This is a genomic window from Nonomuraea sp. 3-1Str, assembly GCF_031570565.1.
In the GTDB taxonomy this organism is placed as follows: domain Bacteria; phylum Actinomycetota; class Actinomycetes; order Streptosporangiales; family Streptosporangiaceae; genus Nonomuraea.
This window is the reverse complement of the sequence record NZ_JALHBK010000011.1, coordinates 135,141-161,006: the sequence shown is the minus strand read 5'-3', so window position 1 is coordinate 161,006 and position 25,866 is coordinate 135,141. Positions and strand designations below refer to the sequence as shown.

At 73.0% G+C, this 25,866-nt stretch carries 21 protein-coding genes; 13 read left to right on the top strand and 8 right to left on the bottom strand.

The features are described 5' to 3' along the window. The first annotated feature begins 23 nt into the window (after positions 1–23). The 3 genes from MTP10_RS19640 to MTP10_RS19630 are packed head-to-tail and all read left to right on the top strand — an operon-like array spanning position 24 to position 3,370. Positions 24–1,226 (top strand): MFS transporter, encoded by a 1,203-nt coding sequence (locus MTP10_RS19640; protein ID WP_310710929.1) that lies wholly within the window; start codon positions 24–26, stop codon positions 1,224–1,226. A 53-nt stretch (positions 1,227–1,279) separates the two neighbouring features. Continuing rightward, positions 1,280–2,047: a polysaccharide deacetylase family protein gene (locus tag MTP10_RS19635; protein WP_310710928.1), complete on the top strand. Its 768-nt coding sequence runs from the start codon at positions 1,280–1,282 to the stop codon at positions 2,045–2,047. 42 nt (positions 2,048–2,089) lie between these two features. Next, positions 2,090–3,370 carry a D-arabinono-1,4-lactone oxidase gene (locus MTP10_RS19630; RefSeq protein ID WP_310710927.1) on the top strand — a complete coding sequence of 427 codons (1,281 nt, stop codon included), beginning with the start codon at positions 2,090–2,092 and terminating at the stop codon, positions 3,368–3,370. Between the two features lie 12 nt (positions 3,371–3,382). On the opposite strand, the gene MTP10_RS19625 is transcribed toward MTP10_RS19630, so the two are convergent. Beyond that, positions 3,383–4,432, bottom strand: a complete 1,050-nt coding sequence (locus tag MTP10_RS19625) for a hypothetical protein (RefSeq protein ID WP_310710926.1) — start codon at positions 4,430–4,432, stop codon at positions 3,383–3,385. Between the two features lie 314 nt (positions 4,433–4,746). Here MTP10_RS19625 and MTP10_RS19620 point away from each other — a divergent pair, with 314 nt between their 5' ends. Further along, complete coding sequence (locus tag MTP10_RS19620) at positions 4,747–5,772, top strand: protease inhibitor I9 family protein (protein WP_310711010.1); 1,026 nt, start codon at positions 4,747–4,749, stop codon at positions 5,770–5,772. A 161-nt stretch (positions 5,773–5,933) separates the two neighbouring features. After that, the gene (gene sepH / locus MTP10_RS19615) at positions 5,934–8,612 is read left to right on the top strand and encodes a septation protein SepH (RefSeq protein ID WP_310710925.1); all 2,679 of its coding nucleotides are present in this window, start codon (positions 5,934–5,936) and stop codon (positions 8,610–8,612) included. Between the two features lie 64 nt (positions 8,613–8,676). On the opposite strand, the gene MTP10_RS19610 is transcribed toward sepH, so the two are convergent. Both MTP10_RS19610 and MTP10_RS19605 read right to left on the bottom strand, forming a co-directional pair. Continuing rightward, positions 8,677–10,308, bottom strand: a complete 1,632-nt coding sequence (locus tag MTP10_RS19610; protein WP_310710924.1) for a PH domain-containing protein — start codon at positions 10,306–10,308, stop codon at positions 8,677–8,679. After that, positions 10,305–10,826, bottom strand: a complete 522-nt coding sequence (locus MTP10_RS19605; protein ID WP_310710923.1) for a PH domain-containing protein — start codon at positions 10,824–10,826, stop codon at positions 10,305–10,307. The genes MTP10_RS19610 and MTP10_RS19605 overlap by 4 nt, the downstream gene beginning before the upstream one ends. A 291-nt stretch (positions 10,827–11,117) precedes the next feature. On the opposite strand from MTP10_RS19605, the gene MTP10_RS19600 reads away from it, so the two are divergent. The 3 genes from MTP10_RS19600 to MTP10_RS19590 all read left to right on the top strand — a co-directional run bounded on the left by MTP10_RS19600 (position 11,118) and on the right by MTP10_RS19590 (position 15,775). After that, entirely contained in the window at positions 11,118–11,645 is a 528-nt protein-coding gene (locus MTP10_RS19600) for a YbhB/YbcL family Raf kinase inhibitor-like protein (RefSeq protein WP_310710922.1), read from the top strand. Between the two features lie 183 nt (positions 11,646–11,828). After that, on the top strand, positions 11,829–13,385 hold the full coding sequence (locus tag MTP10_RS19595) for a hypothetical protein (protein ID WP_310710921.1): 1,557 nt from the start codon (positions 11,829–11,831) through the stop codon (positions 13,383–13,385). Between the two features lie 209 nt (positions 13,386–13,594). Next, positions 13,595–15,775: a SulP family inorganic anion transporter gene (locus MTP10_RS19590; RefSeq protein WP_310710920.1), complete on the top strand. Its 2,181-nt coding sequence runs from the start codon at positions 13,595–13,597 to the stop codon at positions 15,773–15,775. Between the two features lie 63 nt (positions 15,776–15,838). Here MTP10_RS19590 and MTP10_RS19585 read toward each other — a convergent pair whose 3' ends face one another. Together MTP10_RS19585 and MTP10_RS19580 are read right to left on the bottom strand one after the other, a co-directional pair. After that, a complete protein-coding gene (locus MTP10_RS19585; RefSeq protein WP_310710919.1) occupies positions 15,839–16,486 on the bottom strand; it encodes a response regulator transcription factor in 648 nt (215 codons plus the stop codon). Next, positions 16,483–17,994, bottom strand: coding sequence for a histidine kinase (locus MTP10_RS19580; RefSeq protein WP_310710918.1), 1,512 nt, complete (start codon positions 17,992–17,994; stop codon positions 16,483–16,485). Before MTP10_RS19580 ends, MTP10_RS19585 begins: the two co-directional genes overlap by 4 nt. A gap of 109 nt (positions 17,995–18,103) precedes the next feature. On the opposite strand from MTP10_RS19580, the gene MTP10_RS19575 reads away from it, so the two are divergent. Then, entirely contained in the window at positions 18,104–19,270 is a 1,167-nt protein-coding gene (locus MTP10_RS19575; RefSeq protein WP_310710917.1) for an alpha/beta hydrolase, read from the top strand. 154 nt (positions 19,271–19,424) lie between these two features. Here the strand turns inward: MTP10_RS19575 and MTP10_RS19570 are convergent, their stop codons facing one another. After that, complete coding sequence (locus MTP10_RS19570) at positions 19,425–20,483, bottom strand: helix-turn-helix domain-containing protein (RefSeq protein ID WP_310710916.1); 1,059 nt, start codon at positions 20,481–20,483, stop codon at positions 19,425–19,427. Between the two features lie 251 nt (positions 20,484–20,734). Here MTP10_RS19570 and MTP10_RS19565 point away from each other — a divergent pair, with 251 nt between their 5' ends. Together MTP10_RS19565 and MTP10_RS19560 are read left to right on the top strand one after the other, a co-directional pair. Continuing rightward, positions 20,735–21,325, top strand: a complete 591-nt coding sequence (locus tag MTP10_RS19565) for an RNA polymerase sigma factor (RefSeq protein WP_310710915.1) — start codon at positions 20,735–20,737, stop codon at positions 21,323–21,325. A gap of 41 nt (positions 21,326–21,366) precedes the next feature. Next, positions 21,367–21,834: a redoxin domain-containing protein gene (locus MTP10_RS19560; protein WP_310710914.1), complete on the top strand. Its 468-nt coding sequence runs from the start codon at positions 21,367–21,369 to the stop codon at positions 21,832–21,834. Positions 21,835–21,869: 35 nt separating this feature from the next. Here the strand turns inward: MTP10_RS19560 and MTP10_RS19555 are convergent, their stop codons facing one another. Both MTP10_RS19555 and MTP10_RS19550 read right to left on the bottom strand, forming a co-directional pair. Then, positions 21,870–22,877, bottom strand: a complete 1,008-nt coding sequence (locus MTP10_RS19555) for an alpha/beta hydrolase (protein WP_310710913.1) — start codon at positions 22,875–22,877, stop codon at positions 21,870–21,872. 170 nt (positions 22,878–23,047) lie between these two features. Beyond that, entirely contained in the window at positions 23,048–24,166 is a 1,119-nt protein-coding gene (locus MTP10_RS19550) for a serine hydrolase domain-containing protein (protein ID WP_310710912.1), read from the bottom strand. 467 nt (positions 24,167–24,633) lie between these two features. Between MTP10_RS19550 and MTP10_RS19545 the strand changes: the two genes are divergently transcribed. Together MTP10_RS19545 and modA are read left to right on the top strand one after the other, a co-directional pair. Next, positions 24,634–25,047 carry a helix-turn-helix transcriptional regulator gene (locus MTP10_RS19545; protein WP_310710911.1) on the top strand — a complete coding sequence of 138 codons (414 nt, stop codon included), beginning with the start codon at positions 24,634–24,636 and terminating at the stop codon, positions 25,045–25,047. A gap of 9 nt (positions 25,048–25,056) precedes the next feature. Further along, a complete protein-coding gene (modA, locus tag MTP10_RS19540) occupies positions 25,057–25,866 on the top strand; it encodes a molybdate ABC transporter substrate-binding protein (protein WP_310710910.1) in 810 nt (269 codons plus the stop codon).

Genomic DNA, 25,866 nt, shown 5'->3' with positions numbered 1-25,866 from the left:
GGCAGCGACAAGGGGGGCATCAGGTGGTCGGGCCGTACCGGGGGTTGTTCGACGGGCCCGGCGTCAAGGGGTTCGTGCTGGCCGCGTTCATCGGCCGGATGCCGATGTCCATGCTGGGCATCGGCATCGTGCTGCTGATCTCGGCGCTCAGCGGCTCGTACGCCACCGCCGGCGCCGTGGCCGCCACCACGAACGTCTCCTTCGCGGTCGCCGCCCCGCTCACCGGGCGGCTCGTGGACCGGTTCGGCCAGGGCCGGATCATCGTCCCGTTCGCCTCACTGAACGCGCTCGCGCTGGCCACCCTCATGCTCAGCGCGGGCTTCGGCCTGCCCCAGTGGACGCTGTACGTCTCGGCGCTGCTGGTCGGCGCCACGTCGCTGTCGCTCGGCTCGATGGTGCGGGCCCGCTGGTCGGCGCTGCACGGCGGCTCGTCCCGGCTGCACACCGCGTTCGCGTTCGAGTCCGTGGCCGACGAAGTGATCTTCGTCACGGGCCCGGCCCTGGTGACCATCCTCGCCACCGAGATCAGCCCGTACGCGGGGCTGACCGTGGCGCTGGTGTGCATGCTCGGCGGGTCGCTGGCGCTGGCCGCGCAGCGGCGCACGCAGCCGCCCGTGCAGTCCTCCCGGGGCGGCGGCGGCACGCCCATCCTCATCCCCGGCATCGCCCTGCTGGCCTGCGTCTACCTGGGGCTGGGCACGGTGTTCGGCTCGGTGGACCTGATCACCGTGGCGTTCGCCGAGGAGCACGGCGTGAAGGGGGCGGCCGGGTTCCTGCTGGCCGCGTTCGCGGGCGGGTCGATGGTGTCGGGGCTGTGGTTCGGGTCGCGGCACTGGCGGATCTCGCTGCGGGGACGGTTCCTGCGGGCGCTCGTGGTGTTCGTGGCGGGGCTGACGCCGATCATGTTCATCGGCGACACGTTCGTCATGGCGGGCGCGCTGTTCCTGGCCGGGCTGGCGATCTCGCCGACGCTCATCACGGGCTTCTCGCTGACCGAGCGGCTGGTTCCTCCGTCGCTGCTCACGGAGGGCATGGCGTGGATCTCCACGTCCATCGGGTTCGGGGTGGCACTCGGCGCGTGGGCCGGCGGGCGGCTCACCGAGGCCGTCGGCGCGTCCAGCGCGTACGTCCTCCCGCTCGCCGCCGCGGCCCTCGCCGCGGTCGTGGGCGCCGGAGGTTCGGGTTTGCTGAGACTTCCCGAAGCGGCTTCACCGGCCGAGAGTTGATCCGATACCGTCGGGACATCCCTCGCAACACCGTTCACATTGGATGCTTCGTTATGTCCCGACAAAAGAGTTCACTTCTGGCCATCGCGGCTGTAACGGTCGCCCTGATCCCGGGACCTGCGCTGGCCGCAACCCCGACCCCCACGCCCAAGCCGACGGCCGCCGCCGCGAAGACGGCCGCCAAGAAGGCGCCCGTGGACTGCGAGCAGGTCAAGTGCATCGCGCTGACCTTCGACGACGGTCCCGGCAAGTACGCGGGCACGCTGCTCGACACGCTGAAGAAGTACGACGCCAAGGCGACGTTCTTCCTGGAGGGCCAGTACGTCAAGGCCCGTCCGGCGTACGTCAAGCGCATGGCCAAGGAGGGCCACGAGCTCGGCAACCACAGCTACACGCACCCCGACTTCACCAAGCTCGAACCGGCGGCCATCCGGAACGAGATCCAGAAGACGCAGGACGAGGTGAAGAAGGCGGCGGGCGTCGAGCCCAAGCTGCTGCGCCCGCCGTACGGGCTGGCCGACATCCAGGTGTCCGAGGTCGCGGCGGAGTTCGACATGCCGATCATCCTGTGGACGGCCGGCTCCCGCGACTGGGACACCAAGAACGTGGACGCCATCCACAAGCAGACGCTCGCCGTGGCCCAGCAGGACAGCATCATCCTGATGCACGACTGGGTCAAGCAGACCGTCGACGGGATGCCGGCCCTCATCAAGACCCTGCAGGCCAAGGGCTTCCACCTCGTCACGGTGTCCGACGTCGTGAAGAGGCAGAACCTCGAGCCCGGCGACGCCTTCCCGCTTCCTGAGGGCTGGCAGAACTGAGTATCGTTCGCGTTTGACGGAACGAGCCTCGAAGGGGCGTCCATGGTCTTCACGAACTGGGCCGGCAACCAGTCGATCAGCCCCTCCGAGGTACGCGCGCCCGCCTCGGCCGACGAGGTCGCGCGCGCGGTCCGCGACGCCGCCGCCTCCGGGCGGCGCGTCCGCATGGTCGGCACGGGCCACTCCTTCACCGGGGTGGCCCTCACCGACGGCCTCCTGCTCCGCCCCACGGCGCTGACCGGCGTCCGCTCCCTCGACGGCGACCGCGTCACCGTGCTGGCCGGCACGCCGCTCAAGGTCCTCAACGAGCTGCTGCACGAGCGCGGCCTGGCCCTGGCCAACATGGGCGACATCACCGAGCAGACCGTCGCCGGCGCCATCCAGACCGGCACCCACGGCACCGGCCGCGACAGCGGCGGCCTCGCCGACCAGGTGACCGAGCTGGAGCTGGTGCTCGCCGACGGATCCCTGACCACGGCGGTCCCCGGCGACGACCTGTTCGACGCGGCCCGGGTCGGGCTCGGGGCGCTCGGGGTGCTGACCGCCGTGACGTTCCGGGTGGAGCCCGCGTTCCTGCTGCGCAACCGGCGCCGGCGCGCCACCCTCACCGGCATCCTCGACACGCTCGACCAGCTCACCGCCGGCAACGAGCACCTCGACTTCTTCTGGCTGCCCCACACCGACACCTGCCTGGTCAAGACCAACAACCGCGACCCCGGCCCGCCGAGCCCGCCCGGCGCCTTCAAGCACTGGCTGGACAACGTGTTCCTGGAGAACACCCTCTTCGGCGCGGCCTGCGCCACCGGCGCCCGCTTCCCCGCGCTCATCCCGCGCATCAACACGGTCAGTGCGGCGGCGCTCGGCGACTCCGAGGCGGTCGACGCCTCCTACCGGGTCTTCACCTCCCGGCGCGACGTGCGTTTCCTGGAGATGGAGTACGCGGTGCCCCGCGAGCACCTCGCCCAGGCCCTGCGCGAGACGCGTGACCTGGTCGAGCGCATGGACTGGAAGATCACCTTCCCGGTGGAGGTCCGGGTGTCGCCGCCCGGCGACGCGTGGCTCTCGACGGCGTACGGGCGGGCGACGGGGTACGTGGCGTGCCACATGTACCGGCCGACGCCCCATCCCGCGTACTTCGAGGGGGTGGAGGAGATCATGGTGCGGCTGGGCGGGCGACCGCACTGGGGCAAGATGCACACGCGGGACGCGGCGTACCTCAAGGGTGTCTACCCGCGTTTCGCGGACTTCCTGGCGCTGAGGGACCGGCTCGACCCGGACCGCCTGTTCGCCAACGCGTACCTCGACCAGGTCCTCGGCGCCTGACGCCCTCCTCCCTCACTGGAGCAGGACGTCGCTGTCGGGCTGCGGCTCCTCCTCCACCACGTCCGGCTCGCCGGTCTCCTCCGGCGGCGCGGTGGTGGCGGCCTCGGTCGGCCGGGCCGACCCGGTGTGCGTGCGCGTGGCCGTGGGGGCCGGCGTGGGCGTGGCCGTCGGCGTGCTCGTGCCCCGGCTCCGGGAGGGCGTCGGCGTGGGGCTCAGGGTGGGGCTCGGCGTGGCGGTCCGCGGCGGGCCGGCGGTCTCGGGCTCGCCGGAGAACGGCGTGCTGACCTGCGGCGCGGGATCGTGGGACGACTCCTCGCGGCGTACCGTCGGGTGCTTCGGCGCGGAGGCGGGCACCTGGCCGGTGAGCTGCTCGTGGACCGTCGCACGGGTGACGCCCTGGTAGGCCAGGATGCTGCCCATGCTCACCCCGAACGCCAGTCCCGCGGCGGCGGCCACCTTTCCCCAGGCCGGCATCCTGCCTCGGGAGCCGCCGCGGTCGGCGACGGGTGGTACGGCGGGCGCGAGCGCGGTCACGGCGGCCAACGGCTCGGTACGGTCACCGGCCTGGGCGGGGAGAGGGGCGGTGACCGGCGGCATCACGACCGTCGCGTCCTCCTCACCCGCGTATTCCCGCCCCGTCACCGGCGGCTCCGTCACCAGCGGCTCCGTCACCGGCGAACTGACCACCGGCGGGCTGGTCACCGGCGGTGCGGCGACTGTTACGCCGTTGAGTGTGCGCGTGTGGTCCGGCGCGGCGGCGCCGACCGTGGCGTGGGCCGCGGCGGCGAGGGCCCCCTGGCCCTCGTCCTCCACCGCGCCGTGCTCCCGCACCTGCCACCGCCGGGCGACCACCGTACGCCGGATGACCTGGTCGCCCGTCCGCTTGAGGTAGTGCGTGTAGACGGCGGTGCCGACCGTGCTGGCCACACTCATCACCGCGGCGCCTATCACCGTTCCCGCCACCCCGAGGTAGGACGCCGCCACCGCGGCCGTCACCGCCGCGAGGGCGCTTCCCCCGATCTGCGGCACGCTCAGCTCGAACTTCTGCTGCTCGCCGCCCATCCCCCGGATCAGTCCCCTCTCGTCATGCGCAAGGTAAAGAGCTTTCTCGTGAATAGACGCGAGGGCGTGTCCTGTTGTTCCTGTGACCCGCGTGACAGGCAGCCTCATAGCTCGTGCTCCGACGATCCGGCCTGCGCTTCGTGCGCGTCCCCTCCGCGTACGTTCGGGTCGCGCGCGTTCCTTCCGTGCGCGCCCCCTTCGCAAGCGCCTCCCTCACGCGCTCCTCCTCCACGCGCTCCTCCTCCGCGCGTGTCTCCTCTGCGCGGGCCTCCGCGCCGGCCTCCGCCCGCTCTCGCGGCGAAGGGCTGCGCGTGATGTCGGCCCTGCGCGTACCGTCCGCCCTGCGGGTTCCCTCGGTGTACGTCGCCACCGCGGTGGCTACGGCCGCGGCCACCGTGGCCTCCCTGGCCATGACGCCCGCCTCCGGGCTCGCCGCCCGGCCGATCGTCGCCGAGAGCACCCGGCCGTACCTGGTCACAGCCCGCGACCGGGCCGCCGCGCGCGACCTCGTCGGCGAGGTGCGGTGGAGGGTGCGGCGTTACTACACGGCGGCGCTGCCGGGGTTCGCGACGTGGCTCAGCGCCGCCGAGGTGGACGAGCTGCGGGCCGACCCGCGCGTGCGGGCCGTCGAGCCGGACCTGCCGACCCGCCCGCTTCGCGACCGCCGGGCCGTCCCGAGCGGTGCCGTCTTCGCGGGGGACGTCGCCGTGGGTGGCGGGGTGACCGTGTACGTGGTGGACAGCGGGCTCGACGCCGGGCGGGAGGAGTTCGGGGACCGGGCCTGGCACGCGTTCGACGCCACGGGCGGAACCGGGGACGACTGCACGGGACACGGCACACGCGCGGCCCGCCTGGCCGCGGGCCGGGAGCACGGGGTGGCGCCACGGGCCGGCATCGCCTCGGTACGGGTGCTGGGCTGCGGCGCGACCGGGAGTCTCTCGGACACGGTCGCCGGACTCGACTGGGTTCGGCGGCACGCCCGCAGGCCCGCCGTCGCGCTCCTCGGCGTCACCGTCGCACCCCCCGCCGTCCCGAACGCCGGCGCACCGGCACGGATGGCTGCCGCGAAGGCGCGTACCACCGGCTCGCCCGCACTCGACACGGCCGTGCGGCGGCTCGCGCGCTCCGGCGTGCCCGTGACTGCAGGCCCGCGACAGGCCGAAGCGGCCATCCGGAACCTGCGCCCACGCGATCCGGAACCCCGAGAAACGGACCTCCACGACCTGGGGCTCCACCCAGCCACCTGGCCGTTCACTCCCACGTCTTGGCCGAAGTGGACGGCAGGAACGGTCGCGATTCGCCAGAATCCGTCGAGGGCTCTCCGGACCGGTGGGGTCTGAAAAGGATGGAAACGACAAATGTGACCGGCGTCACATCGCCCCGGGGCTATCCCAGGAAGGCGATGTTCGGACATGCCGGGTACGGTGCTGGCAGGCAACCGGCACACGCGAGAGACTCAAGGGTCCGGGGGAAGAATGGCGACGCTGACGAAGGGACTCGCATGCAGGAGCTCCGACTCGTCGCGGTAAGTGAGGACGGCACCTATCTCGTGCTGGCAACTGCCGGGCGAGGCACCCGCTTCACACTTCCCGTGGACGACCGGCTCCGTGCTGCCGTCCGCGGCAACTTCTCCCGTCTCGGCCAGTACGAGATCGAAGTGGAGAGCCCGTTGCGCCCCAAGGAGATCCAGGCGCGCATTCGCGCCGGAGAGACCGCGGAGGAGATCGCCGCGACCGCCGGCATCCCGGTCGAACGCGTCCGCTGGTTCGAGGGGCCGGTGCTCCAGGAACGCGAGTACGTCGCGCAGCAGGCGCAGCGCGTCGCCGTGCGGATGCCCGGTGAGTCCTCGTCCGGTCCCACCCTCGGCGAGCTGGTCGCGGAGCGGCTCACCCGCCGCGGCGTGCCCACCGACGAGATCGACTGGGACTCCGCCAAACGCGACGACGGGCTCTGGCGGGTCAAGCTCGGCTACGTGTGGAACGGTCACACGCGTCACGCCGAATGGCTCTTCGACCCGCGCCGCCGCCACGTGGCGCCCCACGACGACGAGGCGCTGCGCCTGTCGTCGGCCGACTTCGACCCGAGCCCTCCGGTGGAGGACACGACGGTCACGCCGTTCACGCCGCGGGTCGCCAAGCTGCAGCCGGTGCCGCCGCTCGCCTCGGACCCGGTGCCGTTCCCGTCGGTGGTGCGGCGGGACCCGGAGTCCGAGGAGCCCGCCGTGGGTTTCCAGTCTCCGGCGCGCGGCGCTGAGTCCATCTACACGCGTCCGCCCACCGACTTCGGCTACGACCGTTCCTCCACGTCCGCGTCTTCTCCGTCCGCGTCTTCTACAGGGGCGTCTTCTGCGGGCACGTCTTCTGCGGGGACGTCTGCTCCAGGCACGACGGGTGGAGGCTCGGCGGATCGCGACCCGGCGAGTGACCCGGCGGCGGAGCACGGGGCCACGGGCGCGAGCGGCGGTGCCGCCGCCGACCGCGCGGCCACGCAGGCACGCCCCGGCGACGCCTCGCGCCGTGGCGCCTCTCCGGCCTGGCTGCCGGACTTCGGGCAGGCACGTACGGGGGACCGCGCCACCGGACACGACGCGGAGGCGTACTACACCCCGTCGACGCGTGACACCACGCACCAGTCCCAGCCGCGTCCCGCGGCCCCGGCCCCGGACCAGACCCCGGCCGCTCCGGCCGACCAGCCGACCCCGGCGTCCCCGCCGGCCCCGGCGGCCGACCAGCCGACCCCGACGTTCCCGCCTGCCACCGCGTTCCCGCCTGCCATCACGTATCCGTCGGATGCGGGCTTGACGCCCGAGGCCGGCCCCTCGGAGCCCACTGAGACGGAGCCGGCACCCACCGCCGCCGCCCAGGACACCGCCGAACAGACGACAGCCATAGCCGCTCCTGACCAGACGACGCCCACGGCGTCTCTTGAGCAGGCGACGCCCACGGCATCCCTTGAGCCGGCGACGCCCACGGCCCCGCAGGACACCGCCGCCCCGGCCTCTCCGGAGGACGCTCAGTCCGTGACGACCCAGCCCTCCACCCAGGAGGAGCCCACGCCCGTCACCCCGGCCACGCCGGCACCGGTCGCCGACGAGCAGCCGACGGACGGCGACGTCCCCGCGCCTGCGCAGGCGACGACCTCCGAAGGGTCACACACCACGACCTCCGAGGCCGCGCCGCCCACGAGCTCCGAGGCGGCGCAGACCGCGACCGCACAGAACGAGCCGTCAGTCACGGCACAGCCCGAGACCGCCCCGGACGCCGCCACGCACCCCGCCACCGAGCCCGCAGGTACGCCCGCCACGCAGCCCGCCACCGAGCCCACCGACGCGCCCGCCACCGAGGCCGCCAGTGCTCCCGTCACGGAGCCCACCAGCCCGCCCGCCGACGCGCCCATCGCGGAGCCCGTGGCGGAGATCGTGGCGGAGCCCGTCGCCGAGACGCCCCCGGTCGACACGGCGGTCGTCAGCGATGCCGCCGCCGAGACCGGTGACCAGGCAGTGGCCGCCACGGCGACTCCGGCCCCGTCTCCGGCCGCCGAGCCCGCGAAGGCCGCCGAGCCCGACGCGGACGCCGCCTCCGGAACGCCGGCGCAGACCACGGCGGCCCCCGAGGAGTCCAAGCCGCCCGTTCCCAAGCCGAAGCCCGCCCCGGTCCCGGTCCCGGTCCAGGCCGCAAGCGTCCCGGCCGGCAGGTCAGAAGGCGACGCCCCGGCCCAGGAGGACGCGGCCAAGGCCGCCCCGCCCGAGGACGAGCCGTCGAAGAGCCGGCAGCCCGTCGCCGAGACGCCCGAGAGCGACACCTCCAAGAGCGACGCAACCGAGAGCGACACGCCCAGGGAAGAGACCACCTCCAAGGCCGAGGCAGCCAAGGACGAGGCCGCCGGGCGCGAGACCGCCGAGGACGAGCCGGCCAACGACACGCAGGCCAAGGACGGGCAGACCAAGGACGGGCAGACCCAGGACGCGCCGGCCAAGGGCGACGAGCCCAAGCCCGAGCCCAAGCCCGACACCCGCAGCGACAAGGGCAAGCGAGGACCGGCCAAGGACGGCCCTCCCGTGCCTGTGCCGTCGCCGCCGCCCGCGCCGGCGGCCCGGCAGGCGCGCAAGGGTTCGCGGGGCCGTCGCGCCTCGGTGCCCACCTGGGACGAGATCATGTTCGGCGCCCGCCGCCAGGACTGACGGAGAAGGCGACATCCTGGGCGACGCCTACGGGACGGCGTCCCCAGGATCGCCCCCGCCACGCCTACCCGTGTGACCCGTCGCCGGGCGCGTCAACGGCGCCGCCGGATGCGGCCGGACCCGGCGCGGCGGCCCCGGTCAGGAAGGGCGCCAGCCAGTCCGGTGTCACCTCGGCCGGCAGCCCGGTGGCCTGCGCCCGGGACACGTCCACCGCCGCGTAGCCGCCCTTCCCGGCCCCGACCCCGGCGATCAGCGTGAAAACGCCGGCCCGCCGCTGGAACCACGTCTGCCTGACGCGCCAGCCCACCACCGCGCGCCGTTCGACCACCGCCTGCGCCCGGCGGACCGAGCCCGAGCGCACCGACAGCCGTACCCCGTCGTAACCGTGGCCGAGCGAGTGGTAGCGGTCGATCCCCAGCGGCACCCCCAGGCCGGCCAGCAGCAGCGCGGGCACGGCGACGAGCAGCCACAGCGGCGACCCCGTCACCGCCTCCCCCAGCACCGCCAGGACGGCGAGCGCCGCCCACGGGGAGACGGCGCGGAACAGGCGCCGGTTGCGCGCGATCGGCGGGTGGGGCCGCAGCTCCGCCCGGTAGGGGCCGATGGCGTCGGCCGTGACCTGGACGGCGACGGCCCTCGGGACGTCCGGCAGGAGCTGGCCGCGCGTCGAGGAGTCGCCGAGCCCCGTCACGATCGCCCAGACGCGCGCGACCCCGGCCCAGCGCTCGGCGAACCCCTCGACGATCTCGTACCCGCGCACCCGCCTGGACTCCAGTGTCACGCTGCGCCGGTTGATCAGCCCCCGCTCCGCCACGAGGTAGCCGTCGCGGTCCATGAGCCGGAAGTCCCAGTTGAACACCGCGTACATGACGCCGCCCGCGAACGGCATCGCCAGCACGAGCAGCACCGCGACCCCGAGCAGCAGGTACGGGTGGTGCCAGAGCCATTCGCCGGCCGTCCAGGCGGCGTCGCGGCCGAAGCCGAGGTCGTCGCCCCACTGGAACGCCAGCCCGACGGCGCCCCCGGCCAGCGCGAACGGGGTGAGCAGGTACGCGCCGGACAGCGGGCCGTACAGCAGCCACACGCGCGGCACCCCGATGATCGTGCGGCCGGCGCCGGAGCCCGGCGCGACGGGCGGCCGGTCGGCGGACGCGGCCCGCGGGCCGGCGGGAGCCTCGGCGGCGCGGACCTGGCGCAGGAGGACCGCCTTGAGGCGCTCGGCCTCCGCGAGCGTGACGCCGTCGAGCCTGCCCTCCTCGTCGCTGCCGCTCGCGCCGGTGTCGACCTTGAGTACGGCCAGGCCGAGGAGCCGGTGCAGGGGCGGGGTGGACACGTCGACGCCGCGGATGCGTTCGAGCGGGATGGTGCGGACGGAGCGGCTGACGAGCGAACGCCTGATCTCCAGCCGGTCGCCCAGCACCTCGTACGTGAGCGTGGCCCACCTGACCACGGCGAACGCGACGGTCCCGGCGAGGCCGACGGCCGCCCAGACGTACGAGCGGCCGGAGAAGCCGCCCACGAACAGGAGGCCGACCAGCGGCAGCAGCAGGGACGGCACCATGCGCACAGGGTCGATGAGCAGCACCTTGGGGCTGAGCCGCAGCGGAACGCGGGGCCCGCTCGTCACCGGCCCCGGAGGCCCCGCGGCGCCTTCGGCGGAAGGCGGGTCCTGGGGCGGCTGGGCGGGGGCGGTCATGTCGCGTCGTCCCTGAGCTCCTCGGCGCGGTGCGCCAGCCGCTCGGCCAGCCCCGCCGCCACCTGGTAGTCGAGCCCCTTGATGGTGGACGAGCCCGCGTGGGAGGCGGTGCGGATCTCCAGGGTCGCCAGCCCGAGGGCGCGTTCCAGCCAGCCCTGGGCCTTGTCGACCGTCTGGATGCGGCTCACCGGCACGAACACCCACTCCCTGGTCAGGAAGCCCGTCCGCGCGTACACGACGTCCCCCGACAGCTCCCAGCGGTGCACGGCGTAGCGCACGAACGGCTCCGCCAGCAGGAACGGCGTCGTCAGGACGCCCACCACCACGGGCAGCAGCCACGGGTGGTCCGCGAACCAGGCGGGCACCCACGACCACCCGCTGCCGCCGACCCACCCTCCGGCCAGGAGCGATCCTCCGATCAGCAGCACGAAGGCGATCAGCGCCTCCATCAGCCAGAGCCTGACGGCCTTGGGCGAGACGCGGTGCGCGGGATCGCGTAGCGGGCCAGTTGGGGTCACGCAAACCAGCTTAAGCCGCGCGGCGTCCCGGCGATCTCCCGGCGACCGTCCCCTGTGGACGACGGACGGCCGTTCGCGCCGGGCCTCTTCTTCGGGGAAGGTGCCGAGAAAGGTGAAGGTGGTGCCCGCCTGCGAGTTCACCGGCTTGATGTCGGGTTTCCCGCCCCTTTGACGCTCTTTACCGTTGACCGACCTTCGCGAAACGGTCGGCGCACGCCTCATGGCCGCGTAGCATCATGCGACATGGGGCTGTGTAACACGACTGGACGCATGGGGCCCTTCGTTGTCTCTGTGACAGCGGTGACGGCCATGCTCGCCTTGTCGGGATGTGGCAGTTCCTTCCTGGTGGGCCGGTCCGAGGCCAAGGAGATCGCGCAGATCAACGTCTCCAGCCCCGAGCTGCGCGAGGGCGAGCCGCTCCCGCGCGAGTACTCGTGCGAGGGCACCGAGGGCAGCCCGCCGCTGCGCTGGTCCAGCGAGCCGCTCCCTCAGGCGAAGTCGATCGCGATCGTGGTCGACTCCCACACGCAGTCGGAGTCGGCCGTGCAGTGGGTGCTCTACAACATCCCCGCCACGACCACCGAGCTGGGCCCCGGCGCCTCGGAGACGCCTCCGGACGGCTCCGGCCAGGCCCAGGTGACCAGTGGCAAGGTCGGCTACCAGCCCCCGTGCGCGCGTAACGTGAGCTACCGCTTCACGGTCTACACGCTGCAGGGGAAGGTGGAGGCGAAGAAGGACGCCGCGCTCCCCGAGATTCTCAAGGAGATCGCCGGCAAGACCATCGCCAGGGGTCGCCTGACGGCGGTGAACATCGAGTGAGATATCAAACACTCAGTGTAGTAATCGTTACCAATTCTTCGCTTAGGGTGTGACAACGCTCGCAGTGGTCCGACACAATCAGATCCAATTGTCAGGCGCTGGTGATCAATGGGGGCAGGTCGCGTCGATGGCCGCGCGATCTCACCGGTGCCACAGGGAGGCCATGGCTTTGAGGGTGGTGCAATGATCGCGGTCGTAGTCAGCTTGGTCGCTGTCGTGCTCCTCGTGCTCGCTGTCGTGGCACTGGGCATGCGTTCGATGAGCAAGCGGGAGAGCTCGCTTCCTCCGGAGCGGCTGAAGCAGATGGCCGAGAAGGAGGAGCAGACCCACGCCAGGTCCACCGACGAGTTCGCCGCCCACGAACCCCGCATGAACAACTTCAGTCCCGACTTCAGCCCCATAGACGAGGTGAAGGCCAAACCGGTCCGCACCGGTCAGCGCGGTAAGCGCGGCGTCGACGAGTGGGGCAACCCGACCTCCGACGACGAGGACGAGGAGTTCTGGGCCAACATCCGCAGCGACGCCACCGAGGGCGGCTTCGGCGCCGGGGGCACCGTGGCGGCGCGCAAGGGCGCCTCCCGTCCCGTCGAGCGTGACGAGCGCGAGCCCGAGAGAGCGGCCGGCCGTGAGCGGCCCGCCGGCCGGGAGCGCACCGGCGAGCGCAAGCGCCCCGCCCGCCGCGAGGCCGCCGTCGCCGATCCCGACGCCACCACCGTCCAGGCGCCGCTGCCGCAGCGGCCCTCCAGGCGCGAGGCCCCCGTCCCCGCCCCCACGGCCGGCCTCGCCGACCTGGTGGAGCCGGTGCAGCCCCGCCCCGCCCCCTCGGCGTCCGACCTGGCCGACCAGCGTACGGTGACGTTCTCGGCCCCGCCCGCCGACGTCATGTCCATCCTCGGGGTCGGCGCCCAGCCGGTGCCCTCGGGCCGTCCCGACACGCTGTCCTCCGGCGGCTCGCTGTCCACCAACGGGACGCCCGCCGCCAGCGGCTCCTTCCCCGCCGTGGGCTCCACGGGCTCCCTGTCCAGCAACGCGTCCACGGGCTCGTTCCCCGCCACCGGCTCGTTCGCCGCCGCGGGCGGCGCGTTCACCCCGGCGAACAGCGGCTCCTTCCCCGCCACTCCCGTCGCGCCGATCCACGGCGCGCCGACCAGCGACCCGTTCCCGGCCGCCTACAACGGCGCCGACGCGCTCGACGGCACCTGGACGACCCCGGCCACGCCCACCACCTCCGGCTCCTGGCCGTCGCACGACATCCTGGACGACGCGCCGGCCTCCGCCCCTGCTCCCGCCCCCACCCCCGGTCCGGCCGGGTCGTGGCCGGCGTTCGAGCCGCAGCGGCCGTCCGGCTCCTATCCGACGTCGTACGAGGTCCGCCCCGGCTGGGCCGTGGCCGACGACTCCGACCCGCTGACCGGCCCCTCGCCGGCGACGGGTGTCCCCACCGCTCCGGCGCGCGCGGTCTCCGCCCACGACGACGTGCTGTCGGCGCCGTCCGTACCACCGTCCATCGCGTACGAGACCGGCGACTTCGCCTCCGCGGCCGGTCAGGTCGGCGGTCCGGGCTGGCCCGAGTCGCCGTCCAGCGGCGGCACGGGCGGCTGGCCGAGCTACAACGAGATGTACGGCACGCCCGAGGCGGGCCGTCCGAGCCAGAACGGCGGCGGTCGCGGCCGCCGCCGGGCCGCCCCGACCGCCCCGACCGCCCCGGCCGAGCCGGACCTTCCGGACTACTACCGCTGATCCGCCACCGGGGCCGCCTGCCCGGCCCCGGTCCCGGTGCCCGCCCAGGGCCTGGCCGCGGGGGTCCGCAGCCAGGCGCGCCGCCGTGTCAGCCCTGGATTGCGTAAAGCCCGACGACGACCCTTCGAGCCCCGCCCCGGCGGGGCACTAGGGTTTGCCGCATGACCGGCGACACTCACAGTAACGCGCTGAGGACTCTCAGGTACGATGTGCCTGCCTCGCTCGTGGTCTTCCTCGTCGCGGTGCCCCTGTCCCTGGGGATCGCGATGGCCTCGGGTGCCCCCCTCGCCGCAGGTCTCGTAGCCGCCGTCGTGGGCGGCATCGTGGCCGGAGCGCTCGGCGGCTCCGTCGTCCAGGTGAGCGGGCCCGCCGCCGGCCTCTCGCTGGTGGTGGCGGACCTCGTCCAGACGTACGGCTGGCGGGCCACCTGCATGATCACCCTGCTGGCCGGAGCGGTCCAGCTCGTGCTCGGCCTGCTGCGGGCGGCGCGGGCGGCGCTGGCCGTCTCCCCCGCCGTGATCCACGGCATGCTGGCCGGCGTCGGCGTGGTGATCGCCCTGTCCCAGCTGCACATCGTGCTCGGCGGCAGCCCGCAACGCTCGGCCCTGGCCAACATCGTGGAGCTGCCCGCGCAGGTGGCCGCGATGCACGGCCACACGGTGGCGGTGGGGCTGCTCACGATCGCGGTCCTCGCCCTGTGGGCCCGGCTGCCGAAGCAGGTCAGGGTGGTGCCGGCCCCGCTCGCGGCGCTGCTCGTCGCCGCGGTGACCGCATGGGCCTTCCAGTGGGACGTCACCCGGGTCGACCTGTCGGGCAGTCTCGGCGCCTGGCAGTTCCCGGTGCTGCCGCAGGGCGACTGGCACGAGGTGGTGGCGGCCGTGCTGCTGGTCGCGCTGCTCGCGGGCGTCGAGTCGCTGCTGTGCTCCGTCGCCGTCGACGGGATGCACGCGGGGCCGCGTGCCGACCTGGACCAGGAGCTGACCGGGCAGGGCGTGGCCAACATGGTCACCGGCGCGCTCGGCGGTCTGCCGGTGGCCGGGGTGATCGTGCGCAGCACCGCCAACGTCAAGGCGGGGGCGCGTGGCCGCTGGTCGTCGATCCTGCACGGGGTGTGGGTGCTGGTGTTCGCGCTGGGGTTCGGCTGGACGATCCGGCTCATCCCGATGGAGGCGCTGGCCGCGCTGCTGGTGTTCATCGGCGTGCAGATGGTCAACCTCGGGCACATCCGCAAGGTCCACGGCCACGGCGAGGTGCCGGTCTACGTCATCACCATGCTGGCGGTGATCGTGCTCGGCCTGGCCGAGGGCGTGGTGGCGGGCCTGGCGCTGGCCGCGGTGCTGGCGCTGCGGCGGCTGACGTGGGTGACGGTCAAGACGTACGAGCCGGTGGACGGCGGGCGGTGGCACGTGGCGATCTGCGGGTCGCTGACGTTCCTGGGCGTGCCGCGGCTCACCCACGAGCTGCGCGCCATCCCGCCACGCGCCGCTGTGGACCTCGACCTGAACATCGACTTCATGGACAACGCCGCCTTCGAGGCCATCCACTCCTGGCGGCTCAACCACGAGCGGTCCGGTGGCACGGTGGAGATCGACGAGATGCACGACGAGTGGTACGCGCTGGCCGCGAGCGGCGCCCGCATGTACCCGGCCAAGACGCCGCTGGCGGCGCCCGACCGGTGGTGGCTGCCGTGGGCGCACCGGCACCACCGGCCCGCCCGCCACCCGGAGCCGTCCCCGGAGCCGAAGCTGGGGCCGCCCGACCGGCCGGAGTGCCGGTTGACGGCGGGGGCGCGGGAGTTCCACCGGCGTACGGCGCCGCTGGTGCGGCCCATCCTCACCGAGCTGGCCCACAAGCAGCAGCCGTCGCACCTGTTCATCACGTGCGCCGACTCGCGGGTCGTGCCGAGCCTCATCACGGCGAGCGGGCCCGGCGACCTGTTCACGGTCCGCAACATCGGCAACCTGGTGCCTCGCCGTGGCGCCGAGCCGCACGACGACTCGGTGGTGGCGGCCATCGAGTACGCCACGCAGGTGCTGGGCGTGCACACGATCACCGTGTGCGGGCACTCGGGTTGCGGGGCGATGGCGGGGCTGCTGAGCGGCGGCGTGAAGGCCGGCAGCCTGCCGGGGTTGCGCCGGTGGCTGCGGCACGGCCACCACAGCCTGGCCAGGTTCATCGAGAACGCGGAGGAGCCGCTCGACGCGCGGGCGCTGGACCAGCTCTGCCGCGTCAACGTGCAGCAGCAGCTGGAGAACCTCCGCACCCACCGCAAGGTCGACGAGCAGGTACGGGCGGGACGGCTGGAGCTGGTCGGCCTGTACTTCGACATCGGCTCGGCCCGGGTCCACATGCTGCCGCCGCTGCCGTCCACGATGGCGGTCAAGATCTGACCCCGTACGCGTATCCCTCCGCGGAACGAGCGGCGGAGGGTGGTAAGCGTCGGCGAGCCACCCTCAACCCAGATCGGCGTCGTGGACCAGAATGGCCGCCTGGACCCGGTTGGCCAGCCCGAGCTTGGCCAGCACGCGGCTGACGTGGGCCTTCACCGTCGCTTCGGTCAGCTTGAGCTCGCGGCCGATCTCGGCGTTGGACAGCCCGCGGGCCACGGCCCTGACCACGTCCTCTTCCCGGGCGGTCAGCGACGCCAGCCGGCCGCGCGCGATCTCGGCCCGGGACGGCCCCCTGCCGGCGAACGAGCTGATCACCCGTTTGGTCACCGTGGGCGACAGCATGGCGTGCCCGGCCGCGACCGCGCGCACGGCGGCGGCCAGCTCGCGCGGCGGCGTGTCCTTCAGCAGGAACCCCACCGCCCCGACCCGCAGCGCCTCGTGAACGTACTCGTCCAGATCGAACGTGGTCAGCATGACCAGCTTGGGCGCCTCCGGCGTGTCCATCAGGCGTGCCGCGGCGGTCAGGCCGTCGGTGCCGGGCATGCGGACGTCCATGAGGACGACGTGGGGCTTGAGCCGGGCGGCGGCGGACACGGCCTCGTCACCGTCGCGCGCCTCGCCGACCACCACCATGTCGCCCGCCGCCTCCAGGATCATCCGCAGCCCGGACCTGACGAGCGCCTCATCGTCGACGATCAGAACCCGGATCATGGAGCCGGTATCCGGGCCAGCACCTGAAACGCCTCCGGCCCGAGCCCGTCCTGGGCCCCCGCACCGTTCTGTGGACCGGCCACGAGCCTGCCCCCGGCCAGCTCGACACGCTCCCGCAGCCCGACCAGCCCCCACCCGGACCCCGGCAGCCCACCGCCCCGTTGACCCGGGCGTGGCCCGCCCTCGCCCCGCGGACCACCATGGTCCGGCGGCCCGCTGCCAGGCGCGGACGGTGCCGTGTTGCGGACCACCACCTCCAGGTCCGCGGGCAGATACCGGACGAGCACGTCTATCCGGGTGTCACCTGCATGCTTGTGCGCGTTGGTCAGGGCCTCCTGGATCACGCGGTAAGCGGTGCGCTCGACCGTGGAGGCCAGGGGGCGGGCGACTCCCTCGTCGTGGCGGTTCACCACGACGCCCAGCGCGCGTGACTGGTCGAGCAGCCGGTCGACGTCGGCGAGCGTGGGCTGAGGATGGCGTTCGGCCCCACCTGTCGCACGCTCACCCGACGCGGGACCACTCGTGGTGTCCCGAACCCGGGCGGAGTCGGCGGGCTCCGCCTGATCCGCTGCGGGACCGGCGAACGCGGCGCGGAATCTCCCGGCCGCATCGGCACGTGGTTCCTCGGCCGAGCCGGTGGAGGGGCGGGCCGGGTCCCGCACGTGATCCCCCGTGCCGGAACGTGACTCCCGGACGGGATCCCCGGACCCCTGACCCGGCCCTCGTACGGGCGGATCCGTGGAGCGCAGCACCCCGAGGACCTCGCGCAGGTTGGTCAGTGCCTCGCGGCCGACGCGGCCGATGAGGGCCGCGGCCTCGGCCGTGCGCCCGTCCGGCGCGCCCACCTCCAGCGCCCCCGCGTGCAGCACCATCAGCGACACCCGGTGCGCGACCACGTCGTGCATCTCCCGGGCGATGCGCGCGCGTTCCTGTGCCCGGGCCTGGTCGGCGCGCAGCACCTGCTCGCGCCGGAGCTGGTCGGCCTGGTCGCGCATCGCGTCGATGACCTGCCGCCGGGCCCGCGTCCACAGGCCCGCCACCAGCGGCAGGCCCAGCAGCGCGCCGCCCATGAGCACCACGTTGGCCGGGGTGCCGGCGACCAGCATGCGGTAACCGCCCCCGAGACGGGAGACGACCCCGCCCGTGAAGAGCACGGCGACCGCGCCACCGCAGTAGAGCCACAGGCCACGCCCGCGCAGCCGCGTGCCCGCGTAGTAGGAGGCCGCGGCGGCGGCCGGCCACATGACCAGCCACACCTGGGCGACGGCGCCCACCACGGCGAGCAGCCACAACCCGCGCCCGTTCACCCGGCCCGGTGACCGCTCCTCCACCGCCACGAACACCGCGGCCGCTCCCGACGCGGCGGCCATCGCCGCGGGCACCGGCCAGGGCAGTCCCGTGGCGACGCCCAGCGCGCCGGAGGCCGAGGCCATGGACAGGACGAACACCATCGCGCCCAGCGCCCACGGCGTGATGCGCTCGATGACGCTTCCATCGCCGTACGTCATGGCCCGAGGTTATCGAGGGTTCGGGCGACCGGCCCCCTACGAAAGTCGAGGGTGCTCCGTCTCTTTCGAGGGGGATGGTGCAGCCCGGTCGTCCAGCAAGGTGAGCGGCATGAGAAAGACAGCCATCGCGGGCCTCCTGCTCGCGCTCACCTGCGCCGGCACCACGACGCTCATGCGACCCGCCCCGGCAGCCGCCTCGCCGGGTGCCGGCGGGCGCTCCACGTCCGTCGTCACGCCGGCCCTGCCACGGCCGACGGGTCCCCATCCGGTCGGCCGCTCGACGCTGCACCTGGTCGACTCCAGCCGTCCCGACCCGTGGGTGCCCGACCGCAAGGCCCGGGAGCTGATGGTGTCCGTCTGGTATCCGGCCCGCGCGGCCACGGGGAAGCCGGCGCCGTACGTCACGCCCCAGGAGTCCGAGCTGATCCTGCGCGACGTGCCCCAGCTCAGGGACCTGCCGCCCGACACACTCGCGAGGACCACGACGTACGCCCGGGTGGACTCCCCCGCGCTGGGCAGCAAGGGTGGCAGGCCGCTCGTCGTGATGTCCCCCGGCATGAAGTTCCCCCGGGCGACGATGACCTCGCTGGCCGAGGAGTTCGCGAGCAAGGGGTACGTGGTCGCGGGCATCGAGCACACGTACGAGTCCGTGGCGACCACGTTCCCGGACGGCAGGACGGTCACGTTCGAGGCCGGCAAGGGCGGCAACACGCCGGAGCTGGGCGAGAAGGTGGCGCGGGTCCGGGCCGCGGACACCGAGTTCGTGCTTGACCGGCTGGCCAGGGCGGGCCGCTGGAAGCGGCTGATCGACGAGCGCAGGATCGCGATGGTGGGCCACTCGGTCGGCGGGCAGAGCGCCGCTCACCTGCTGCCCCTGAGCGGGCGCATCCGGGCCGCGGTCAACCTGGACGGCTCCTACAACCCCAGGACGCCCGCGAAGCCGATCAGCAAGCCGTTCATGATGATCGGCAATCCGAGGCAGCAGCCGAGCACCAGCGGCGAGAAGGGCTCGTGGGACACGTTCTGGGAGCACGTGACCGGCGACGGGAAGCGGTGGCTGACGGTGACGGGCGCCGAGCACTCGAGTTTCGTGGACTACGCGGTGCTCCAGCCGCAGCTCGGGCTGCCCGCGTACCCGATCGACGGCGAGCGCTCGCTGCGGATCACCCGCACGTACGTCACGGCGTTCCTCGACGCGCACCTGCGCGGCGAGCGCCGTCCTCTCCTGGACGGGCCCTCGGCTGCCTACCCGGAGGTGAAGTTCTGGGGTTCCTGACCAGCTGACGGCCGCCGTCGGCGAGGCTCGCACCGCGAGCCGTCCGCACGACGACCCGTCCGCACGACGACCCGTCCGCACGACGACCCGTCCGCATGACGACCCGTCTCTGCGGCGTGCCCCCCGTACGGTGATCCGCTTGTCCGGCGTGCCGTCAGGCGGGGGCCGGGGCCGGTGGTGAGGGCGTTCGCGGGTCCGGGTGACGGAGCAGGCGTCGTACGGCGAAGGCCAACTGCAGCCGCAGCCGCCCCTGAGGGGTGCGCACGTTCCAGCCCAGGAGGTGCTCGCCGCGGGTCAGGCGGTCCAGCAGGGTCGAGTGGTGGATCGTCAGCTCCCCGGCGGCGGACCGCACGCTCGCGGCCTGGGCGACCGCGTGCAGCGTGGCGAGCATCCAGGGCGCCGCCGCGCCGGCGCGGTCGAGCGCCCGGACGTCGGGAACGTCCTGCCGGCCGCCGGGGTCCACCGCCGCGGCCAGGAGCTCCAGCGCACCCAGGTCGTCCGCGTACACCACCCGAGGGCCCGGGTCCTGCTCCGTGCCCTCGGCCGTGAGCCGCAACGCCAGACGCGCAGAGCGGAACGACCCGGGCAGCTCCAGCACCGGAACGGCACGGCCGACCCCGAGCCGCTCAGGCGGCCCCTGGCGGGTGCCCGGCTCGGGGGGCGCTGTCGTGCTCCGTTCGATCCGGGCGGCGCCGCCGGCCACGGCCACGGCTCGGAACAGCGCGTTCTCCTCCAGCTTGAGGGTGCGGGCGGCGCGCAGCCGGGCCTGGTCGGACGCGCCCGGGTTGAGCAGCAACTCCACCAGGGCGGGGTCCTCGCGTGGCGCGCGGCCGGCCGCCCCGCCCCAGGCGCGGTCCAGGACGCCACGCGCCGCGACGGCGGCCCGTTCCAGCACGATGGCGTCGATGGGCCCGGCAGGCGTCGGGCGCTCCAGCCACAGCCGGGCCGAGCCGCTCCGTACCTGCTCGGTCGGCCAGCCGGGATCGGGTGGGGTGGCGGCGTCCTCGTGCCGCCCGTCGGGCAGCGCTCGGATGCGCAGATGGCGCTCGTCGTCGACGAGGCGGGTGGGGCAGCCGGCCAGCACGGCGGCCGCACGGACGATCGCCTCCAGGCCGGCCCGCGTCTCGCCGAGCCGGTCGAAGTAGGCGATGACCTTGACGGCCGCCCCGGCGTCGGGATCGAGCGCGGATACTCGCCCCACGAGGTCCTTCATCGGCTCATTCTGCCTCACCTTGATGGAGGAGCGGCTCCGCTCCAGGGAAACGGACTGGGCTGAGGTCCGCCGTCGGGCCGCTCCGTGTGCGCCCGGCGAGATCAGCTCGGATTCCGGCGAATCCTTTCGCGGTGCGGGGGCCTCTTATGAGGTGATGGCCACACTGAGGTAGGAGATGGGGATGGGTGACGTCGTGATGCCGGCGATGCGGCAGGCGCTCGTCAGGATCTGGTTCCGGCGACAGCGAGGGCGTGGACGTGGCTGACCGATCTTGGGCGAGCACGCAGCTCATCAAGGCGGCGCAGGCCGGCGATCGCGAGTCGATCACTGCGGTGCTCCATGGCGCCCATTCCCACGTGCGGCGCTTCGCGGAGCATCTTTGCGCGTCCCCGCAGGATGCCGAGGACGCCGCGCAGGAAGCGCTGATCATCCTCTACCGGAAGATCGGCTCACTGCGCGCCACGGGGGCATTGGCATCGTGGATGTTCAGAATCGTCCGGAACGAGTGCCTGCGCCGCGCGCACGTGCTGATCGAGCGCGATGACGAGGCCGAAGCCGGTCTGGCGACGTCGGCCGAGGACGAGGCCATCCAGCGCCTGGAAGCCGAACGCGTCGCGCAGGCGATCCAGGAGCTGCCCCATGTCCAGCGCAGAGTGTTGATCATGCGGGACGTACTGGGCTACCCGGGGCGGAGAGTCGCGGAGTCGCTCGGTTTGAGCAACGCCGCGATGAAGTCCCAGCTGCACCGGGCCCGCACCAGCCTCCGGCTCAGCCTGGGCGGCATGACCGGCCCCGCCGAAGGCCCGCATGACTCCGGACCCACCACCGCCCGGCCTGTGTAGACCGCATTCCCACAACCCGAGTTCGAAGAGGAAGTCCCGCCATGCTCGAAACCGGATCACCCGCGCCCGACCTGCTGCTGGAGGACACCGACGGCCGGACCGTCCGCCTGTCCGACCACCGGGGCGGTCATGCCGTGCTGATCTACTTCATGCGGTCCACGTCGTGCGCGATCTGCAACCGGCACGTCCAGGACCTCGTCCGGTGCCGCGACGAGTTGGCGGCCGACGACGTTCAGGTGCTTGTCGCAGTTCCCGAGGACCGTCAGGAAGCGGCCGCGTGGAAGGTCAAGCGCCAGATCCCGTTCCCCGTCGTCGTCGGCCGCCGGGACACCCCGCACGAGATGATCGGCCTGAGCAGGAAGGTCTTCGGCTCGCTGCAGCAGTCGGGCAGCATCCTCGTCGATTCCCAGGGCGTCATCCGCCACGCTCACGGCGCCACCATGCCCACCGGCAGCTACGACAAGAAGGGGATCACCGCGGCCGTCCGGGGTCTCCGCTCCCCCGCCTGACCGGACGTCGTCGTCCCCGGGCGGGTCGAGCGTCGTCAGGCGCTCAGGAGGCGGCGCAGCCAGCGGAGGCGGGCCGCCTTGGCGTCCTGGGAGATGGCGGCGTGCGGAACCATCCCGTCGAACCCGTGGAACCCGCCCGGCCACACATGCAGCTCCGCCCGTCCGCCGGCCTGCCAGATGCGTGAGGCGTACGTGACCGCCTCGTCGCGGAAGGTCTCCGCCGAGCCGACGTCGACGAACGCCGGTGGCAGGCCGGACGGGTCGTCGGCGCGCGCCGGGGCCGCGTACGGGGACACCTCGGGCCCGCCGCGCCGCTCGCCGAGCAGTGCCGTCCAGCCGGTGTGGTTGCTGACGCGGTCCCAGACGCCCAGTCCGGCCATCTGCACGGCGGAGGGGGTGTCGTTGCGGTCGTCGATCATCGGGCATATGAGGAGCTGGCCGGCCAGGGCCGGGCCCTTGCGGTCGCGGGCCATGAGGGCGAGCGCCGCGGCCAGTCCGCCACCGGCGCTGGCGCCCGCGACGACGATGCGCTCGGGGTCGATCCCCAGCTCCTCGGCGTGCTCGGCGGTCCACACGAGGCCCGCGTAGCAGTCCTCCACCGGCGCGGGGTGCGGGTGCTCCGGTGCGAGCCGGTACTCCACCGACACGACCACGAGCCGCAGCTCAGCCGCCCATCCAAGGAGCTCCTCCATGCCGACGCGGTTGTCGCCGACGATCATCCCGCCGCCGTGCGTGTGGTAGAGCGCGGCCAGCGGCGTGTCCGCTCCCACCGGACGGCACACCAGCAGGGAGATGTCGGGGTCGCCGGCAGGGCCGGGCACCGTCCGTTCCTGGACGTGGAACGCCCCTCCTCTGGTGAGGTCGGTCTGGATGGTGAAGCCCGCCTCTGCCGCCCCGGATCGCAGCGTGCTCAGGACGTCCGTGGTGATCGACGGGGGGATGTGCTCGTTGATCAGCGGCAGCGCCGCCGCCAGCTCCGGGTCGAACGGCGGCGGCGCGCCCACGGTGGAGCCTGTCTGGGGGGAAGGCGGGTCGGTGCTCATGAGTCCCTCCGGTCTCCGGGGCGTCACAGCCGTTCGGCGGCGCTGTGCATCATCATGGGCGGGGGCGGACGGATGATTCGACCGCGACATGGCGGATGTTGCCCGCCATCTGGCGGGTATCCGGCGCAGGCGCATGTCATGGGTCCCGGCGGGGCACACCGTGGACCGCATTACCTGGTGGTGGCCGGGGAGGGCGTGGGCGACAACGACAGCCCGGCGTAGACCTCGTCGAGAACTGTCGGCAGCAGGGCGTTCGCCGTGGTCCTGCCGTCGGGCGACAGGGTCAGGTTCGTCCATATCACGAGCGTCACGTCGTTGTCCGCGTCGTAACCCATGAACGAGTTGAAGCCCGGAAGCTCGCCGCCGTGGTAGTACATCGACGCTCTCGGCCCGAAACATTGATAGGTGATGCCGTAGCCGTACTGCTGCCCATCGGGGGTGTCCGGGTCCTCGGGTTGCCGGCTGCGCAGCCATTGGCGCTGGTACTCGGCGTCCAGGACCTTGCCGGATGCCAGTGCCCGGATCCACGTGGCCAGATCGTCGGCCGTGGAGATGACCCCACCGGCGGCGGTGGCGTAGGAGGGGTTCTGGTAGGTGTAGTCGACGGGCCGGAGCGTTCCTTTCCGTGCGGCGGCCCGCATGCCGGCGGGGTACGGCTTGTCGACCATCCCGTAGGAGGATCCGCCGTACATGTAGCCGTGCGAGTGGCGGTCGGGAAGGGAATTGTCGTCGGCGGCGGGAAGCGAGGTCTGCCGCAGCCCGAGCGGGCCGAACAGTCGGTCCTGGAATTGCCGGCCCAATGGGCGCCCACCGGCCTTCTCGGCTATCAGACCCAGCAATGCGTAGTTGGTGTTGTTGTAGCTGTACGACGCGCCGGGCGGGAACTGCGGCCGGTGCCGGAACGCGATGGCCAACACCTCCTGCGGTGTCCAGACCCTCGTCGGGTCGGCATCCAGCGCCGCCGCCAGCTCGGGCGCGTCCGTGTAGTTGTCCAGGCCGCTGCGCATCTTCAGCAGCTCGGCGATGGTGATGTTCCTGCCGTTGGGCACATCCGGAACGTATGCGGACACCGGGTCGTCGAGCCGGAGCTTGCCATCCTGGGCGAGCAGCACGATCAGCGCCGCCGTCATGGTCTTGGTGTTGGAGGCGATCCGGACATGAGTGTCCGCGTCCGGCGGCGTCCGCGCGCCCAGCTTCGTGGTGCCGGCCGTCGCCACGAAGCTCCCCTGCGGGGTGCGTAGCAGGACCACCGCCCCGGGGACCAGCAGCTTCTTGGCGGCGGCGGCCACGACGGCCTGAAACGCGGCGGGGTCTATGCGCTTCAGCGCCGGCCGCCCCGGTGGAGAGGGGGTGGCGGTCGGCGTGCCGGGCCGCGACGCATGGGCCGGCCCGGTCGACGTGTCCGACAGCGCCACGGTCGTCGGCCCGGATGTGCCTGAGCAGCTCGCGATCGAAAGGGCGAGGCAGGAGGCGAGCGCAGCGCCACGGACGGGGCGCGCTTTCCCGGGACGATGTCCTCCGTGGCGCGTCCTCAGTCCGTTCCCAGCCTGGAAAACTCCCATCGCCGCCATCACCGCCTCAGCGAGTGACTGTCCATTCTAGCCTTCGGGACTTTTCCGTCAGCAGCCCGCGGCGGGAGACACCAAGGGTCGTGACGCCGGCTCGTGCATGCCATGGCGGAGCACTGAATCATGCCGCTGATACGAGGGCAGCCAGTTCTCCAGGCTGGCATATGCGGCAGGTATCGTGAGGGCTTGTGACGACGTTTCGGATCAGCGAGGCCGCGGCTCTGCTCGGGGTCAGCTCCGACACGGTCCGCCGGTGGGTGGACGCGGGCCGGCTGGGGGCCGGGCGGGACGAGCACGGCCACCGGCGGATCGACGGCGCCGACCTGGCCGCCTTCGCCCGCTCGCAGATCGAGGAGGACGGCGATGGTGGCCGCTCCTCGGCGCGTAACCGCTTTCGCGGGATCGTCACCGAAGTGATCCGCGACGCGGTGATGGCACAGGTGGAGCTCGCCGCCGGGCCGTTCCGGGTGGTGTCGCTGATGAGCCGCCAGGCCGCGGACGAGCTGGGCCTGGAGGTGGGGGTGGTGGCGGTCGCCGTGATCAAGTCCACCAACGTCGTCGTGGAGGTTCCCGGTCACGAGCGCGTGGCCGGTCATGTGTGAGGAGCCCCCTTGGTGTTCAGGCGTCTCTCCCGATGGACGATCGCCCTGCCCGTCGCGCTCGCGCTGGCGGGCCTGTCCGGTTGCGGCTCCGGCGCACCGGCCACGTCCGCGGCCCCGGCTTCGTCGGCGCCGGCCGACGGTGGCGGGGTCAAGGAGGTGACGGTGTTCGCGGCCGCGTCGCTGACCGGGACGTTCACCGAGCTCGGCAGGTCCTTCGAGGCCGAGCACCCGGGTACGACGGTGAGGTTCAACTTCGGCTCCAGCGCGACGCTGGCCCAGCAGATCGTCCAGGGGGCTCCGGCGGATGTGTTCGCCGCGGCGAGCCCGGCCACGATGAAGACGGTCACCGACGCGACGCCGGCGAGTTCGCCGACCACGTTCGTGCGCAACAAGCTGCAGATCGCCGTACCGAACGACAATCCGGCCAAGGTGGACGAGCTCAAGGACCTGGCCGATCCCAGGGTGAAGGTGGCGTTGTGCGCCGAGCAGGTGCCGTGCGGGGCGGCGGCGGTCAAGGCGCTGGACGCGGCCGGGCTCAAGGTCAAGCCTGTGACGCTGGAGCAGGACGTCAAGGCCACGCTGACCAAGGTCGAGTTGGGCGAGGTGGACGCGGCGCTGGTCTACCGGACCGACGTGATCGCCTCGGCGGGCAAGGCGCGGGGCATCGCGTTCCCGGAGGCGGACAAGGCGGTCAACGACTACCCGATCGCCGCCCTCTCCGATGGGCCCGCGGGTGACCTGGGCAAGCAGTTCGTCGACCTGGTGCTGTCGCGGCAGGGCAAGGACGTGCTGACCAAGGCCGGCTTCGAGGGTCCCTGA

Excerpts from the sequence above, each read along its gene's own strand:
- MTP10_RS19585 (WP_310710919.1), bottom strand. The coding sequence starts at position 16,486 with ATGATCCGGGTTCTGATCGTCGACGATGAGGCGCTCGTCAGGTCCGGG.
- MTP10_RS19580 (WP_310710918.1), bottom strand. The coding sequence starts at position 17,994 with ATGACGTACGGCGATGGAAGCGTCATCGAGCGCATCACGCCGTGGGCG.
- MTP10_RS19610 (WP_310710924.1), bottom strand. The coding sequence starts at position 10,308 with ATGACCGCCCCCGCCCAGCCGCCCCAGGACCCGCCTTCCGCCGAAGGC.
- MTP10_RS19630 (WP_310710927.1), top strand. The coding sequence starts at position 2,090 with ATGGTCTTCACGAACTGGGCCGGCAACCAGTCGATCAGCCCCTCCGAG.
- MTP10_RS19555 (WP_310710913.1), bottom strand. The coding sequence starts at position 22,877 with ATGAGCACCGACCCGCCTTCCCCCCAGACAGGCTCCACCGTGGGCGCG.
- MTP10_RS19575 (WP_310710917.1), top strand. The coding sequence starts at position 18,104 with ATGAGAAAGACAGCCATCGCGGGCCTCCTGCTCGCGCTCACCTGCGCC.
- MTP10_RS19625 (WP_310710926.1), bottom strand. The coding sequence starts at position 4,432 with ATGGGCGGCGAGCAGCAGAAGTTCGAGCTGAGCGTGCCGCAGATCGGG.
- MTP10_RS19595 (WP_310710921.1), top strand. The coding sequence starts at position 11,829 with ATGATCGCGGTCGTAGTCAGCTTGGTCGCTGTCGTGCTCCTCGTGCTC.
- sepH (WP_310710925.1), top strand. The coding sequence starts at position 5,934 with ATGCAGGAGCTCCGACTCGTCGCGGTAAGTGAGGACGGCACCTATCTC.
- MTP10_RS19560 (WP_310710914.1), top strand. The coding sequence starts at position 21,367 with ATGCTCGAAACCGGATCACCCGCGCCCGACCTGCTGCTGGAGGACACC.
- MTP10_RS19620 (WP_310711010.1), top strand. The coding sequence starts at position 4,747 with ATGTCGGCCCTGCGCGTACCGTCCGCCCTGCGGGTTCCCTCGGTGTAC.
- MTP10_RS19635 (WP_310710928.1), top strand. The coding sequence starts at position 1,280 with ATGTCCCGACAAAAGAGTTCACTTCTGGCCATCGCGGCTGTAACGGTC.
- MTP10_RS19570 (WP_310710916.1), bottom strand. The coding sequence starts at position 20,483 with ATGAAGGACCTCGTGGGGCGAGTATCCGCGCTCGATCCCGACGCCGGG.